Below are 15417 nucleotides of genomic sequence, written 5' to 3'. Positions count from 1 at the left end.
CGTAGACGATGAGTTCAATTAAGACGCTTGCACCACTCGGAAATCCATAGTTCACACAAGGCGGCTCAAGCGACCTCCTCATGCTCGATCAGCGCCCACAGCCTGGCCGCCTCGGTGAACTCCAACATTTCAGCCAACTGGTCTGCGTCAACGTCCCTGCGTCGGTGCGCAGAAATCGCGAGCTCGGCAAGCACCGCGGCCCTGCCATCAGGATCGGTCAACAAGGCAGGCTGGTCATTCAGCTCGGCCAGCCAGGCGGACGGCAGGCTTAACATTTGACCGTCCATAGCTGGTCGATCCGTGTCGTATAGGATTGACTCATCATATCCCTCCTCATACTCCAGTCCGGTGTCGCCGGCACGCTGGCGGCCCGCACTGTCCCCCTCCCCCAGCGCTCGTTGATGCCATCCATCACCTGCATCAGCCGGTCACATGCCACCGACTGTTTGAGCGCGAACAAATCCTCTGAGAATTCACCTGGTTGCCGCAGATCCATCAAAAGCACCTCTGCCTTGCTGTACCGAAACCCTGGCCTGAAGATCCGGCCAACCGCGTCGGTCGCCAGCCTGGTCATCAGCAGCGTGTCGCTGGTGGGGTACGGCAGCTCTACCAATGCCCCTTGAGCGTGGTGCGCCTCATCCGGGTTAAACATCCCGGTGCGGATACTCACGCGCATGCGTTTGCAAACCGATCCTTGGGCCCGGAGTTTTTCCGCTGCGCGGCCTACATAAGTGGCCACCGCCTGCTTGATCGGCGCCAACTCGGTCAGCCGCTTGCCGAACATCCGACTGCAGCAGATTTCCTGCTTCGGGGGTTCAGCCTCGTCCAGCTCCAGGCATGGCGTGCCAGCCAGTTCGCGGGCAGTTTTCTCCACCACCACACTTAATTTCTGCCGCAACGTCCTGGCATCAGCCTTGGCCAGATCCATCGCCGTATGAATGCCCATCGCTTCAAGGTGGGCAGTCATTCGCCGGCCTACGCCCCACACCTCTTTCACTTCGGTATTCCGTAGCACCCAGTCGCGCTTGAACGGATCGGTGATGTCCACCACACCGCCGGTTTGTGCCTGCAGCCGTTTGGCGGTGTGATTGGCTAGCTTCGCAAGTGTCTTGGTGCCGGCAATGCCGACACCCACGGGGATTCCGGTGCACTGGAGAATCCTAGACCGCAGCTTTCGCCCGAACTGGGTCAGATTTTCCTGAATGCCGGAAAGGTCAGCGAAACACTCGTCGATGCTGTAGACCTCTGTTGCCGGCACCATCGATTCGATCAGCGTCATGACACGCTCGCTCATATCGCCGTAGAGCGCATAGTTACTGCTGAAGGCCATGATGCCGTGTCGGCGCAGCTTGTCCTTCGCCTGGAAGAACGGCTCGCCCATTTTCACGAAAGGCTTGGCGTCGTACGACCTGGCGATCACGCACCCGTCGTTGTTGCTCAACACGACGATCGGGGTCTTGGCCAGGTCGGGCCGAAACACGCGCTCGCAGCTCGCATAGAACGAGTTGCAGTCGATCAGCGCGAATACCTGGTCACTGCGCATGGTCGCGAACGCTGTAACGGACAACACCCCAAACGACGAGCTCATCGCCTTCCATGATGTACCGCGGCGGGTACGCTGGATTCTCTGATTTCAGGATAACGACGCCGTCGCGACGATGCAGACGCTTGCAAACTGGCTCGCTGTTAACCGCGGCGATCACTACATCGCCGTGTTCAGCCTCGCGGCCGCGATCGACGATGACGATATCCCCGGAATAGATGCCTGCCCCTTGCATGCTGTCGCCTTCGACTTTCACTAGATACACATGGGGCGCGCGGAGGTCGAATAACTCATCAAGGGAAATATGGCCTTCCAGGTGGTCCGCAGCAGGTGACGGGAATCCGGCCGGCACGCGAAACGAATACAGCGGAAGCGGTTCGGTACCGCCGGTTGGCGTACCCAAGAAAGTGATGGTCATGGTGGAAGGTCCGAAGCAAACTGTATGCATATACAGTAAATCCGGCATCGGCTGCTCGGTCAATCCTGGGCGATGAAAATTCTGACGGGCGAGAGGGGAAATATGTGCGGACGATACTCGATCCATGAGTCGATGGATCACTACCTGCGCCAGCTATCGCTGGATCTGGTGGTAATCAATGGGTACGACCATGAACCCATCAGTCGTTTCAATGTGGCGCCTTCGACCCGGGTCGAGGTGATCCGCAGAGTAGACGAGGGACTGAGTGTGGATAGGGTCAAGTGGGGATGGTCGCCTTTCTGGGCGAAGGGGAAACGCCCGGACCCGATCAATGCTCGGGCCGAGACGGTGGTGATGGGAAAGTTCTTCAAGGCTCTGTGGCCGAACGGGAGAGCTTTGGCGCCGGCAAATGGCTGGTTTGAATGGGTTCCGGATCCTGCAGACCCGAAGCGAAAGCAGCCCTACTACATCACGAGCGCCGATGGCGGACCGCTATTTTTTGCCGCGCTCGCAGAAGTACACCAGGATCTGGAGCCAGATGAGCGGGATGGATTTGTCGTCATCACAGCCGCTGCTGATCAAGGCCTGGTCGACATCCACGACAGAAAGCCCTTGGTGCTCTCGCCTGAAACCGCAAGGGAATGGCTGGATCCAGCCACATCAGGCGAGCGCTTGGAAGCCATTGTCGAGGTTGGATGCCGACCGGCACAGGACTTCCGATGGTTTCCAGTTGGCAAGGCGGTGGGGAATGTTAGGAACCAGCGCACCGAACTGATTGAACCTGTCAGTGAACAGAACCGCCAGGGCGACCTAGAGCTCTGAGCTGGTAGTCGGTTACCGCCTGGAACTGCGATTCGGCAATCAGCCGCAGACGCTCCACCTCTTCCGCCGGCTCACCCGAAGACTGGGCCTCGTGATAACGCTTCATGGCGTCCACGGCGTCGGTGTACATGGGATGGCTAGGGTAAAGAATCTGCGGCTTACACTTCATCGGGGTTCCATCCTGAGGAGGCCATCACTGAATGGTAGCTGGTGTCCGCCCTGCTTGGATTAACTGGTAATCGATAACCGCTTGGTATAGCGAATCCGCCAATAGGCGTAGGCGCTCGGTCTCTTCGGGCGGAGCGTTACGGTCCTCGGCCTGGTGATATTCCCGCATGGCGTCGATGGCCTGCTGGATCAGCGGCTCGCCGGCCTCAACCATTCCCATGAAAGTGCGCTTGTCCATTGCCATGCCCTTTTCCTTGGATGTGATCATCATAAAGCGCCTCGAAGGCCGCTGCCGGGAAAGATTGCCTTGCCTAGGGAATCGTGTAAATTCTCAAGAATTCTGATGGCACATAGCCAGGAGGCCTGCCCATGAAAGAGTCATTTGACCTGACAACCAACGAAGGCATAGAGCAAGCAAGGTCTGTTGCGAAAAATCTTGGTACGGCCATTCTTTTGTCCAATCCACTTTTTGCCATTGCTAATGCGAGCATGCGAATCGCAAAAGGCATGACTAAAACCAACTCTATAGAGACACAGGCTCAAGCAGCAGTGGACATCATAAAGGCGGGCAAAGAGAACGGCGCGAAGCGAGTTAAAGTGACCCTTAGTCAAGAAGCCGGCGCGAATCTTAGCGTTCCCATTGAGGGCGTGAACGTATCCGCCAAGGTTGGCAGCAATGGCAAAATGACCCTTGAAGTAGAGTACTAAGTCACCGACAGGCCTCTGCAGCAGCAACGAGTTGCTTCTCATATCCGATTCGCTGCCTACGCTCGGCCAGCAGCGCCCGAACCTTCACCTCCAGGCTGTCGGTCTTGCGCAGGCCGGCAGCAGTCCACTGCGGTACCGCGACCTCCGGTGCCCGACACGGCACTTGCACTGGCACCTCCACACGCACGTACTGGATCTGTGGCTCGACCTTGCCGGCGCACCCGGCTAGGCCCATGGCCAGCACTAGCCCGTTCCCACAGGCGAGACCACGTATTATGTGGCTTGCAGACTGATAAATGCCCATTCCGCTCCCACAGGTGTGCGGGTTCAGCACCAGCCTCATAGACCAAGCTCCTTATCGATGATCGAAGTGGCAGCCGCGCACTGGTCGCCACCGGTTCGCTCCTGCTGCAGGCGGTTCGCCGCGGCATAGTCAATATCCGCGCTGGCCTTGGCCTGACCCACCGCCTGCTCAGCGCCGGCTTGGCGAGCCTTCGCCGCCAGGGTAAGGTCGCCTAGGGCCTTGCCCTGTTCCTGAGCCAGGCCTGCGAGGTTGTCGCGCGCCGCGGTGCACGCCGCCACCCGGCCCTGCTCTGCGTCGAGAGCCGGCCGGAAGTGGCTGGTGGTGGCCCCCCCCCCCACGGCGATGCCGAGCAAGACCAGCAGGCCGGCACCAGAGACCCGAAGCAACCAGGTGCTCATGCGAGCGCCCGCCGAATGCCCTCATCGATCACCTCGGCCTTGTAGGGGTTGCCGCCGTTCTCGTGGACGATGACGCCCACCACAGCTTCACGCAGCACCTGCGGCTTGGAGATGTCGATCGAATCGCGAACGCCCACGCCGAGGCGCTTCGCGATGGCCTGGGCATAGGCCAAGGTGTTGTTCTCACTGGCCGGCGCCCATCGGCTGATGAACTCCAGGGGGGTATCGATACCAGGGCGGCCCACGCCGAGTATGCCGTCCTTACCGCGGTAGTTGAGCAGTAGCTTGGCCAAGGCCCGGATGCCGTTCTCGGCTTGATCAAAGCGGGCGAAGCGCGGGCTGGCCACGCCCACCTCCAAGCCAAGCTGGCCCTGCCACGCGTTACGGGGGTTGAAATCAATATTGCCCGGGTTGTTATTGCGAACGCCGCGCGGTGTGGACATGGTTTCTCCAGAGGAAAGAAAGCCCGCACATGGCGGGCTGCATGAATTTCAGGCACAAAAAAACCGCTCAAGGCGGTCGGTAGTCCTGCGGCTCTGGTTACACAGAGATGCCCAGGCGGGTCGTTCGCTTGCGCATTGCTTCAGCAACCAGCGCCATCTCGGCGTCGGTCAGCGCCACCGAGTAAATAGCGACTGCGGAAATATCCACTTCGCCCCCGAAGGTCGAAGAGGCGCCGCCGATACGGATCACCGAGTCGCTCAGAATGCGCCTGGTGGTGGCCGTGCTCGCCGCGCTTGCGTTGCGCGTCAGGTTGAAGGCTTGGGTGAGGCTTGCGCTCGCGCGGACTGCACGTAGGCCCCAGCTGGTAGGCACATCACTGCCAAGGTTTGCAGCACCGGAGGTAGGAGCTCCAGTGCCACCGAGACGACCGGCGTTGCCAGTAACGGAGTCGCCAGCCCCGTGGAAAAGCGATACGCCATAGCCAGCCCCCGGCACAGTCGGATCAACCGAGTTGCCTGTGAATCCGCCAGCATAGAAAGGTGAATCCGGCCCGCCGCCCGGGGCCGTAGGTGGCGGGCTCACCGCCTTGCCAATCACCAGGATGGTCATTTCGACGCTATCTGGGATCTGCGTCTTCAGGAAGTTAACCAGCCCCTTGAAGCGGCCATGAGTGGCGAATGCCACCGGCGCACCGACGACCTCGGCGTCGGGCTTATTGATGGCACGGTTCCTGGAGAAGCGGCTGGCATCGGTGTCGAAGGTGAACCATCCCTCCAGGCCGCGGGTGACCGGTGGGATCACCTTCGAATTCCACGGTGCAACGGTGTCCTTGGCGATCAACTTGATACCCATAAATGTTCCTCGATTCAGATCAGATTGAGTGCAGCGGCAGCGATGTAGGGCGCCAGCGCTTGGAAAGTCGCGATACGGGAGGCCTGCCACGGGTGGACAGGGTCCGACCAGTCGACGGTATAGAAGCCATCCTCGGCGGCGGCCCCGGCAGTCGAGAACGAGTAACCCACATCGGGGTTTGTCAGCGCCCAGAGCGGCGCCAGCAGGGTTTTCGCATCAGCCCGATCAGCGATCGACTTCTGCATGGCTCGGATCAGCGGCAGGTAATGGCTGGTCCAAAGCGCGTTCCTGTCCGCACTGACGGCGGTGCCAGGTACAAACCGGATGATCTTCGCGTTTGGCCAGGCCGCCCGGATCTGGTCATGCATGATCGTGTCGTTGCTGAGGACATGGCTGTAGATCGTTGCGGCGGTACGGTCCCGAACATCGTTGGTGCCCAAGCCCTGTAGCACGATGTCAGGCGTTGCCAGGCCGAATCTCGACTGATAGAACGCCGGGTCGAACACATAGCCATTCCGGACGATAGATGATGGGTCACTGCCAGTTGCAGCACGCGCAAACGGGTTGCGGTCGCGCTGGTCTGTTTTGGACATTTCCTTGTATGCATCCTCTTGCCCAGGCGGCAGGATGATCGCGCGATCGGTAATGGCGTTCGTGTAGTCGCCGGTCTCCCAGCCCTCACGGGCCTCGCCAAGTTCGCCAGAGATGTCCCCGGCGTTGCTGGCCACCGCCGACCCCTTCATGGTGCCGATGAACTGCGGCGTCAGGCCGAGGGCCTGCAGGAACTGCTTGAGGTAGTAGCCGCCCTGCCGGTTGCAGATCGAGTCGCCGATGATCAGTATCTTCAGGCTCAGAGGTACCGTCTGCACTGGGACGTTCTTCAGCGTAAGGGGCATGAAGCGCCGGGTGCTGGGGGACTCGAGGTCGCGCAAATTCAGTACTGCGCCAGAACCATACTGCTGGCCGTTGATCGTCAGCACTTCCCCCTTTTCACTCGCCGCCGTGGTGGTGCTGGCCACGCTCGCCTCTACCGCAGGAGCGTCCTGCCGGCGCGGCAGCATGTTCTGGGCGTAGAGCTTCTGGTCGTAGAGGTCCGAGGTCACGATCAGCGGCGAAAACATCAGACCCAGGCTGAAAGGCGGGATACGCGCAACCTGTTCTTGTGCACCTGGTTGCGGAAGAACACCGCCCTCGGCATCAGTGGAGAACGTACCCGGCATGTCGGTGCGCTCGCCTTCAAATTCCCCGCCAACAATGACCCGGTTGTCGTCGACGTACAGGATCACGCTTCCATCATCCGTCACGATGCTGGTCGGAGCGCCTTCGTTGTTGATCTCGAAAGCCGTGGTCGAGAGCCGTTTGCTGGTCAGCGAGAGGTGGCTACCCCCGCCCTCGTCATCGACCACGTCCAGAATCCGCGTCTCCGGGGCAACGACAGACTGAGACTGAACCAACTGGGTCATGCTCTTAAGCGCGTCTGAGCTCGGATAGCTGTCGACAAATACTGCCGATCCATCAACATTTCGGTAGACGTTGACGTACTCATCCTGAACGGTGGACAGCACGCTGAAGTTAGTGCCGTCAGTGGTTCCTTCCAGACCAAGCGCGACAGACGTGTACGGCATCGCCCCGCCAAGCAAGGTCGACAGGTTGGCCATCACCATGGCATTTGTCGGGCGAAATACCCCGGGGGAAACCTCGACCATCTTGATTTCCGGCGACAGTAGCAGCTCGTCGGTCGTGTCGATCGTTTGCGTCAAGCGTGCGAGATCTTCTGCTCCGCTCATGTTTACTCCAAGCGAAAAAAGCCCACCGAAGTGGGCAGGGAATTAGGTGGCCAGTGCGCCGGGCCATGATCGGGTGTACCAGCGTTCCAGCAGGTCTCGCAGCTGGGCCGTCATTACCGCGATTGGCATGCCGGCAAGCAGCGAGGTGAACTCGGCTTCGTCAATGATTGGCAGTTCGAAGAGCTCAAGCGTGGCCGTGTAGCGCCACAAGTCATCGCTCACAAACTCGGGACCGGTGTAGATGTCGGTGAACCTGGCGCGATGCGGCTTCAGCCCCAGCGGCGTCCGAAGCGGGCAGAGAAACCAGTCGGACCACCCGATCCCCCACTTGCACCACCCCTCAAACAGCTTGGCCTCTGCGGTCGAGAGCAACCAGCTGACGGGTAGCAGCGTAGGGACGCTGCCGAACCGCCGCCGTTGCATGGCCCGACCACTCGACATCGTCGTCCTGACTATCGGGCTGACGGGCTTGAAGCCGTACCCATCCCCCACTGGCAGCGGGAGATCATCCGGAAAGGTCAGCATCCTCAAGCATCCTCAGGTGCAAAGTTGTCGTCATCCGCGTAGACACGCGCGTCGTAGTTGACCGCCTCCATATCCGCCGAGTAATCACCCGGCTCGATGGATGTGATGAGGACCGGGTAGCACCACCTGTTCGAGACGCCGAACAGCAAGTGCGGCGGCTCAAACTCCAGGGAAAGATCCGGTTCGAAATCAATCGTCGGGATGATTACTCTGTAGTCGTCCAGGCGCGCTGCAGCCCATGGCCCGCTAACAGAACCATCAGGCCTGCGAACTGCGAGCACATGGGTCTTCCCGGCCTCCCAAGTGAACGGCTCGCTGCTTTCTACGATCACCGGCCCCTCTCCATGGGAACAATCAACCATTACCGCGGACTGGGCGTACCCCGGAATGTCATCTGCCACAGCGTCATAGCTGAGGTAACCGCTATTGAGCGCCGAGAGCTCGGTGCTCCAGCTGTAGCTTTTGGTCTGGTAGACCTGCGCCCGGCGCTGCCGCATGCCATACCGCCAGGCACGATCGCGGTCAGTGACGCCATCGAGCGTGATTTCCTCGACTCTGATGAATGCATCACCGTCCAGCTTGCACTTCACCGTTTCTTCCGCCCAGGTGTTCCCGTCCCGGTACTTGATAAGCACCCCGTCGTAGTCATCCGGTGCCGGCAGTGTGAACGCACGCTTCAAGGAACTGGTCATGTTCTGCGGCGTGTACATCTTGCCGATCTGGGTGCGCAGCTCATCGCGCACGGGCGTGATCCGTCCGCGCTCAAGCGTGAACTTCGCAAACCCGGCCTTCAACGCATCGTTCAGGGCGTCCTTGACCGTGCCTGCTTCCTCTACTGCGAAGTCGAAGTAGTCCCCCCGACTTTGCCAAGTAGCCCCGTGGCGCACGAACTCTTCGATATCCAGATCGTCGTCAGTGGCGCCCGCATCCTCCGCGACGTAGTGAACCCAGGGTGCGATGTCCCTGGTAGCTGTCGGCGCGGACCAGGTGCCATCGACCAGCACCGGCAGCTTCCGCGTGCCAATCACTGATACCTGACTCTCGGACTGCGCTGACAGCTTGGTACCGCCCCGGGCATACACAGCGATCACCGTCACGCCGGGGTAGCGCAACGGCGCCTTGTCGATTCTGGCGCGCATGCCATACCACTGCACACGGTCCTGCTTGGTGTTGGCAGTAGACTCTTCACCGATTCGGCGGACCCGCATTTCCCCGCGCATGTAGGTCGGGAAGGTTACCGCTCGGGTGAAAGCGATCTGATCTCGGCGGGTTGCAGTGAAGGTCCAGAAAACGGAGGTCCAGTCACCTGCCGTGCTGGCATCGCGGTATTGCGCCTCGACCTTCACGCTGACCTGACGCTGGTTGCCGTTCTTCTCGGTGTAGCGGATCAGGCCGCTCGGGAAGAAGAAGTCCAGCTCCACCCGGCGTACAGCCTCGCCCTCTGGGCAGACCACGAACGACCCCGCCCAGTCGCCTTCAGTGGTTGACCCGTCCAGCACGGCGCTTACGCCATTGCTCTGGATCGCGTCGAACCCATCCCACTCATCGTCAACCGAACCGGTGTCGGTCAGGCGGACGACTGTGATCGCTGAAGGCCCATGGCTCTCGTCTTCCGGGGTCTCGCTGTCATCGTCCACGGAATCATCCGAAACTTCCGTGATCCGGTAACGCATGTCGCGATAGCCGATCGATGAAAGCAGTTCACCGGTCTGCAGGCCGACAGCGGGAGCGCCGCCGTCATACGCCATGGTCATCGAGGCATCCAGCCCATCCGTTGCGGCCTCAGACTTCACGCCCGTCGCAAACACTGGGCTCGTCCCCATGATGTCCACGACTGCACCGGTGATGGTCAGGCCGGTGCCGGTGTACGGCGCGGCCTGCTCAGCAATCCTCAGGCGCCCGCCGGAGGCGCTGGCCGACAGCGGCGTGCCTGCCAAGGCAGCGTTCACCGCCGTGACCAGCCCAGTCAAATCGGTGGTCGCCGTGGTCAGAGCAACGGGGAAATCACTGGCTCCCCGAGAAACCGTAAAGCTCAGCGGCGTCACATTGAAGTCGAAGCGCGTCGGCGCAGCGCTACCCGTGGCCATGGAGGCGCTACCGGGCACTGCCGGAGTGCCCGGCACTTCCGGCGTATAGCTGGCCACCACGTATTCACCCGCGTTGGCACCCGAAATCTCGATGCGCATGCCTACAAACGGCAGAAGCATGGGCAGATGCGGGCCGCTGACTACACTCGCGCTGCCATCAACCGGCGCGGTGAACGTGTACGGGTACGGCACCTCGATGCGAGCGATCATTCCGCTGTCCCAGCCGAGCGGGAACCCGCCAGCTCCCTCCGGAACGGTCAGCACATGGTCGGCAACCAACACCGATTCGCCCGTGAACTGCTGGGCAACGGTGGTGGTGGTCGTGAGCGTGAGCCCCGCCCCGCCGGTGCTGGTTGAACCAACCTCGGTGGAGTTGTGCCACCAGAGCCGGGCCGGCTCATCAGCCAGCGACTCGCCTGGACCGTAGATCCGGTACCGCGCGGTGCTACCGAGCGATGCGATCGGGGTATCGCCGATCTTCACGTCGGTGGGGTTTATCTCAAACTCACCCACGCCAACGCACAGCAGCATTTCCACCCACTGCTCCGTCTCGTTGGCGAAGTAGTGCCGAGGCGGTACCAGGTAGTCGGGGAAAATTCGCGTGCGACCGGCGACCTCCCGGATTATGTCGCCCACTTTCACTTGGTTGCCGGTGGTCTTCGCCAGGTTGAGGCTTTGCCCCTTTTGCGACTTGTTCGTCGGGGTGGCCAGCGGCTTCTGGGTGAGCATGATGACGCCGACCGCCACCACGGCCGCCACCACCGCCCACACAGCCACCTCAAGGCCTGTGCCCTTGGGCTCTGGGTAGATGCGGACTGTATCCACCGGGGAAAACTCGACCTTGCCCCAATGCTCAGGCGAAATGAAAACCCCGTTCACCTCAATGCTGATGGGCGGCGACGCACGCGGCACATACCCTGGCACATTGCGCTGCAGCCAGCCCTCGATCGTCATCACCTTGTCAGTTCTGTGGCGCTCCAGGGGGGAGCCCTCAAGCTTGCTCGGGTAGAATTCGATCACGGTGATAGCTCACTTTCAGGTACTGCTCTTGAAATCGCCGAAGCGGTTTGATGGTCGCCCCGGTGGGCTTCATCTCCAGGCCATGCAGCCGGCCTTCGGCCTCAACGATCAGCGCAACGTGGATGCAGATATCGCCCCGCCAGACGCAGGCGATAGCGCCGACCTCCGGCTCGCAGCGCTCCATGCCAACGGCTTCATGGTTGACCGCTCGGGTGAACTCCATCGGCATGGTGTTTCGGACATAGCCCCAGCTCGGTAGCAGCCGCAGGCCGTAAATCTCATGACGCACCGCTCTGGCCATTCCCCAGCAATCGAAGCGCGCAGGACCGCGCCCGCCATCCTCGTAGGTGGCGGCCAAGTAGCTTTCAAACATCACACGTACCTAAGGCAGGGGGCGAAACTCAAGGTGTACTTGCGCCTTGGCCAGGCCAAATTGATGTAGTCGGAGTAGCCAGCCTGCAGTTGCACGCTGGCCCCTTCCATGAACCCGCTGAGCACCGTCATCCGGTACGGCTTCTCTGCAGGTGCGGACAGGTCGGATGACAGGAAGATCCGGAACACCAGAGTGATCTTCTGCCGGGCCTCCAGCGCCTGATCGAGCAGCTGCTGCGCTACGCCGGTGACGTTGTCGATGGCAAAGGTCAGCGTCTGGCTACCACTGTCGTCGCGCTTGGGCAGCGCTGCATCGAACGCTGCGGCGATGAACTTCACCTTGGCCCCTGTCTCGAGGGTGGCCAACACATCGTCGAAGCCAGCACAGAGGTAGATAGGCGCCGGCCAGGCTGGACAGCGAAGCTCAAGGGTCGGAATGATCCACGCCTTGCCGCCAGAGGCATACAGCGTTGCAATCGCGGTCATCGCCCTACCCTTTTTGCCCCATAGGTTTGCTCATAGGCCTTGGCCAGCACGCCGCCTTGCCGGATGTTTGCCACGCAGATATCAAGGATCTGACGACCATCCGGACCCGTTGACATCTGAACTTGCCCTGCGCGACTGGCATCCTCATACAGGTTGACCTGAGGCGCAGGCTGAACCGGCGCCGGGCTGGTCGAGGGCACTGAATCAGCAGTGGCCGCCGAAGAACTGCCCGGCCCACCAACGAAGGCGGCACGACCGTCGCTGATGGCTTCCAGCGTGCCTACTCCAATGCGCGCGGTAGCCTCAGCATCGAACACGTACTCGCCGCGGTGCACCGGGCCGGCGACCTCATCCTTGCGTCCGTGTCCCGTGTAGCCGCCATCCATGAAGCCCACACCCGACATCGCGGTCATGCCCACGGCCGAAGCCAGCGGGTTGGCGATAGTGAGCGCTGTGGCCATTGCACCTGGTGCCAGAGCCGGGCCAACGATTGGAATTGCCGCAGTAGAGGCAAATGCAGCCAGGCCGGCCTGCAGCGCTGTCGCCTGGGCATTCGCCGCCATCATTCCCGCAGCGCTCGCCTGGGTGGTCTTGCCAACGAGCAGCTGAACCCCTTGGTAAATGAGCCACTGCGCGGCCATGTCCGCCAGCGCATTGAGCACCGATTCAGCAAAGCCGCTGAGCATGTTGCCCAGAGCATCACCAGCACTTTCAGTCTCTGTAGCAACATCAGTCATGAAGGTGCTCAGTTCGCTTCGAGCACTTCCCAAGATGTTCGTGGTGGCATCTGCTGCCTGGGCAGAGTAGTTCTGCGCATCGTCAGCGAAGTTTGCCCAGGCCTCATGCACCCCGTTCATCCAGTTGGATTGCTGCTCATCTACCGCCGCGTAGAAGTCCTGCTGCGCCTGGAGCCGTTTGCCGAGTTCTTCCTGAAGTACCAGTGTTTCGCTGGCGTACAGCTCTGGGGCAAGCTGCCCGGTGTTTCGCTGCTCATTCAGGGTCTGGAGGTCTTCCACGTACTTCTGGCGCAGCGCCAGGTCAGCGCGCATACGGTCGCGGGCCTTGTCGCCCATGCCGATGCCGGCCAGCTCCTGAGCATATCCGTTCGCAACCGTCTGAGTCCCGGCCTGCTGGGCCGCCCTGAAGGCGCTGAGTTTCAAGTCGTCCTCGTTGGCCTTCTTGATTTTGTTCAGCGCATCCAGTTCAGCAGCCAGCTCAAGCAGCCGTTTCTGCTGGACCTTCGACAGGTTGCCGAGCTTGCCCTCCTGCAACTCGAAGGACAGCTTGGCTACCTCGGAGGCGTCCTTCTGCTTGTCGCCCGTGGTATTGATCAGCTTGATCTGGCGTTTGTAACCTTCCTCCGTTGACTCGAAATCCTTGAGCTGCTTTTTCGCTGACTGCTCAGCCTCGGAGGCCTTCTTCCTGCCCGCCTTCGCCGCGTCGTCATCGGCCTTCTTCTGCGCGTCACGCGCCGCAGCGACCGACAGGATCGCTGCCTTTTGGCCTTCGGTCAGGTTCGTTTGCTCGGAGATGTAGCGATTAGCAGCGGCGGTGAATGTCTTGTCCTGAGCGGAAGCAAGCTGCTTCAGCTGCTGATCGAGATACTTCTGGGTTTCCTTGGCGGTTGTTGCGCGGGCCGCTGCGTTCTCCCTCTCGGCCCTCGTATTGGCGTCTGTCTCACCGGTAAGCTCGGCCATGGCCTGCTTGAGACGATTGATTACTTCTGCTTTCTCGGTCGCCGCACCGCCGCTTTCCTCCAGCGCATCGGCCATTTCAGCGGTGACGCCTGGAACCTCCCTGATTCGATCTGTAACGTCCTTCCAATCTACAGCCATTCCCGCAGCCTGGTCGGCTGAGGCTTTCTTGACGATGTCCATCGCCGCCTGGAACTCGGCCGGTAGCGGTGCAATCCCGCCCATGAACCCTGACGCACCAGCCAATCCTGCATTCGTGAGGCTGCTCTGAAATTCGAATGCGATCGATCCGGCGGCAGTTGTCAGCTCGCTCTCGGCATCTTCAATCGAAGCTTTCAGCTCCCGGAGCGTAACGGACTGAGTGGCGCGGTTCAGCTTATTGAAACGCTCAACCAGCTGGTCAATAGGATCGTTGAGGTCGCCAAGCTTCTGCTCAAGGACGCTCGTGTTGTCACGCAGGGTGAGGAAAGCAGTTGCGGCACCGATTGCCAAGGCCGCTATACCTACAGGCCCCCCAAGCACGCCCATGACCCCTAGAGAGGCACGACTGACAGTTGCTTGGGCGGCAGCCACTGCATTCGTGGCTTGAGTTTCAAGCATCCTCGCCTCAGCGAGTTGAAGGGACATCTGGGTCTGTACAGCAGTCCCGCGCGCTGCAACTGCCTCTTTCTCGGCAAGAAACACTGCTGTTTGAGCCTTCTGTTGCTCAGCCTGGGCAGCAAGCAACACAGCAGTCGCCTGAGCCTTCCGTGCGATGGCGTCGGAGATAGCACTCTTGGTCGCCGCAAGTGAGGCTACGGCACCACCCGCAAGACTTCGGGTGTAACCGGCGAGGGCACCTACAGCTACGACACCAGCGATGTTCGCGAGCGATTCGAAATTGTCTCCGATGACGCTGATACCCTGGGCCAAGATCCCAGTTCCATCAGTGGTTTCATTGAGGCGACCGATGTAAACAGTGAAAGCATTGCTGAGATTCTGCAACGCATCACGTACTGCTACGCCCATGCTGTCAGCCAGTTCTCCGTTGGCCTGTGCCGACTTCTGCAGCCCTTCGGTGAGGATGTCAAGGCTGAGCTTACCCTCTGCCCCGAGAGAGCGGATTTCCTCGGAGCTCTTGCCAGTCGCCTTTGCAAGGGTATCTACGATGGTTGGCATAGCCGCCAGGATCGATTGCCAACCATCAGCTTCTACCTTACCGGTCTGCAGCGATTTGGAATATGCATCGATTGCAGAGGCGGCTTTGTCAGTGGTAGCCGAGTTGGTCACAAGCAGGAAGCTGAAGCTGTCCATCACATCCAGTGCTTGACTGGTGTTGTATCCCATCGACTTGAGGCTGTCCGCCGTCCGGATGTACAGCTCTTGAGTCTCACTCAATGGGCGATACGTACGTTTGGCCGTTTCTAGCAACCTGTCCTGCACAAGGTTGTATTCGTTGACGCTGGATGTCGCCAGCCCCATTCGGTCAGACATCTGTGAGTAGGAGTCGGCTACATCAATGATGGACCGTACGGATGCAGTTCCCACTGCCACAGCTAGAGCATTCTTGATCAGGGCGCCTGCACTTTGCGCGCTTTCCGCCGCCCGATCGAACCCCTCGTCAATTCGAGCAAGGCTTCGGTCAATTGCCGTAGCGCCCTGCGCTACCGAGGATTCTGCTTTCGACATTTCCGACCGGAGCTGAGCAGTGGTCGCTTCAATTCGAACCAGCATCCCCTGGATGTCTGAATCTGCCATGCCGATCTCCAGGCAAAAAAAAGCCCAGCATCGCTGGGCTCATGAACAGTGA

General features: G+C 60.5%; 17 protein-coding genes. 2 read left to right on the top strand and 15 right to left on the bottom strand.

The annotated features are described in order from the left end of the window. Nucleotides 1-65 precede the first annotated feature (65 nt). From AC2T3R_RS12450 to AC2T3R_RS12440, 3 genes are read right to left on the bottom strand one after another with little or no spacing between them, the layout of a single operon-like run. Complete coding sequence (locus tag AC2T3R_RS12450; protein ID WP_486745215.1) at nucleotides 66-275, bottom strand: hypothetical protein; 210 nt, start codon at nucleotides 273-275, stop codon at nucleotides 66-68. Beyond that, the gene (locus tag AC2T3R_RS12445; protein WP_486745285.1) at nucleotides 269-1543 is read right to left on the bottom strand and encodes a Y-family DNA polymerase; all 1275 of its coding nucleotides are present in this window, start codon (nucleotides 1541-1543) and stop codon (nucleotides 269-271) included. The genes AC2T3R_RS12450 and AC2T3R_RS12445 overlap by 7 nt, the downstream gene beginning before the upstream one ends. After that, a complete protein-coding gene (locus tag AC2T3R_RS12440) occupies nucleotides 1533-1961 on the bottom strand; it encodes a LexA family protein (RefSeq protein WP_486745214.1) in 429 nt (142 codons plus the stop codon). The genes AC2T3R_RS12445 and AC2T3R_RS12440 overlap by 11 nt, the downstream gene beginning before the upstream one ends. A 102-nt stretch (nucleotides 1962-2063) precedes the next feature. Here AC2T3R_RS12440 and AC2T3R_RS12435 point away from each other — a divergent pair, with 102 nt between their 5' ends. Continuing rightward, nucleotides 2064-2783, top strand: a complete 720-nt coding sequence (locus AC2T3R_RS12435) for an SOS response-associated peptidase family protein (RefSeq protein WP_486745284.1) — start codon at nucleotides 2064-2066, stop codon at nucleotides 2781-2783. Here the strand turns inward: AC2T3R_RS12435 and AC2T3R_RS12430 are convergent. Both AC2T3R_RS12430 and AC2T3R_RS12425 read right to left on the bottom strand, forming a co-directional pair. Next, a complete protein-coding gene (locus tag AC2T3R_RS12430) occupies nucleotides 2746-2952 on the bottom strand; it encodes a hypothetical protein (RefSeq protein WP_486745213.1) in 207 nt (68 codons plus the stop codon). The genes AC2T3R_RS12435 and AC2T3R_RS12430 overlap by 38 nt on opposite strands. A gap of 24 nt (nucleotides 2953-2976) precedes the next feature. Then, entirely contained in the window at nucleotides 2977-3189 is a 213-nt protein-coding gene (locus AC2T3R_RS12425; RefSeq protein ID WP_486745283.1) for a hypothetical protein, read from the bottom strand. 131 nt (nucleotides 3190-3320) lie between these two features. Between AC2T3R_RS12425 and AC2T3R_RS12420 the strand changes: the two genes are divergently transcribed. After that, the gene (locus tag AC2T3R_RS12420; RefSeq protein ID WP_486745212.1) at nucleotides 3321-3659 is read left to right on the top strand and encodes a hypothetical protein; all 339 of its coding nucleotides are present in this window, start codon (nucleotides 3321-3323) and stop codon (nucleotides 3657-3659) included. Between the two features lies 1 nt (nucleotide 3660). On the opposite strand, the gene AC2T3R_RS12415 is transcribed toward AC2T3R_RS12420, so the two are convergent. The 10 genes from AC2T3R_RS12415 to AC2T3R_RS12370 all read right to left on the bottom strand — a co-directional run bounded on the left by AC2T3R_RS12415 (nucleotide 3661) and on the right by AC2T3R_RS12370 (nucleotide 15365). Beyond that, the gene (locus tag AC2T3R_RS12415; RefSeq protein WP_486745211.1) at nucleotides 3661-3894 is read right to left on the bottom strand and encodes a hypothetical protein; all 234 of its coding nucleotides are present in this window, start codon (nucleotides 3892-3894) and stop codon (nucleotides 3661-3663) included. 104 nt (nucleotides 3895-3998) lie between these two features. Then, complete coding sequence (locus tag AC2T3R_RS12410) at nucleotides 3999-4361, bottom strand: hypothetical protein (RefSeq protein ID WP_486745210.1); 363 nt, start codon at nucleotides 4359-4361, stop codon at nucleotides 3999-4001. Continuing rightward, complete coding sequence (locus AC2T3R_RS12405; RefSeq protein ID WP_486745209.1) at nucleotides 4358-4804, bottom strand: structural protein P5; 447 nt, start codon at nucleotides 4802-4804, stop codon at nucleotides 4358-4360. Before AC2T3R_RS12405 ends, AC2T3R_RS12410 begins: the two co-directional genes overlap by 4 nt. 97 nt (nucleotides 4805-4901) lie before the next feature. Further along, complete coding sequence (locus AC2T3R_RS12400) at nucleotides 4902-5657, bottom strand: hypothetical protein (protein ID WP_486745208.1); 756 nt, start codon at nucleotides 5655-5657, stop codon at nucleotides 4902-4904. Between the two features lie 14 nt (nucleotides 5658-5671). After that, nucleotides 5672-7444: an SGNH/GDSL hydrolase family protein gene (locus AC2T3R_RS12395; protein ID WP_486745207.1), complete on the bottom strand. Its 1773-nt coding sequence runs from the start codon at nucleotides 7442-7444 to the stop codon at nucleotides 5672-5674. 42 nt (nucleotides 7445-7486) lie between these two features. Beyond that, complete coding sequence (locus AC2T3R_RS12390) at nucleotides 7487-7969, bottom strand: hypothetical protein (RefSeq protein WP_486745206.1); 483 nt, start codon at nucleotides 7967-7969, stop codon at nucleotides 7487-7489. A gap of 2 nt (nucleotides 7970-7971) precedes the next feature. After that, on the bottom strand, nucleotides 7972-11076 hold the full coding sequence (locus AC2T3R_RS12385) for a host specificity factor TipJ family phage tail protein (protein WP_486745205.1): 3105 nt from the start codon (nucleotides 11074-11076) through the stop codon (nucleotides 7972-7974). Further along, the gene (locus AC2T3R_RS12380) at nucleotides 11048-11449 is read right to left on the bottom strand and encodes a hypothetical protein (RefSeq protein ID WP_486745204.1); all 402 of its coding nucleotides are present in this window, start codon (nucleotides 11447-11449) and stop codon (nucleotides 11048-11050) included. Before AC2T3R_RS12380 ends, AC2T3R_RS12385 begins: the two co-directional genes overlap by 29 nt. Continuing rightward, on the bottom strand, nucleotides 11449-11934 hold the full coding sequence (locus tag AC2T3R_RS12375; protein ID WP_486745203.1) for a DUF1833 family protein: 486 nt from the start codon (nucleotides 11932-11934) through the stop codon (nucleotides 11449-11451). The genes AC2T3R_RS12380 and AC2T3R_RS12375 overlap by 1 nt, the downstream gene beginning before the upstream one ends. Further along, nucleotides 11931-15365 carry a phage tail tape measure protein gene (locus AC2T3R_RS12370; protein WP_486745202.1) on the bottom strand — a complete coding sequence of 1145 codons (3435 nt, stop codon included), beginning with the start codon at nucleotides 15363-15365 and terminating at the stop codon, nucleotides 11931-11933. The genes AC2T3R_RS12375 and AC2T3R_RS12370 overlap by 4 nt, the downstream gene beginning before the upstream one ends. Nucleotides 15366-15417: the final 52 nt, after the last annotated feature.

This window comes from Pseudomonas sp. PVC-5-1 (genome assembly GCF_057444345.1).
Note: the sequence above shows the minus strand (reverse complement) of the source record. Positions and strands in the feature narration are given on the sequence as shown.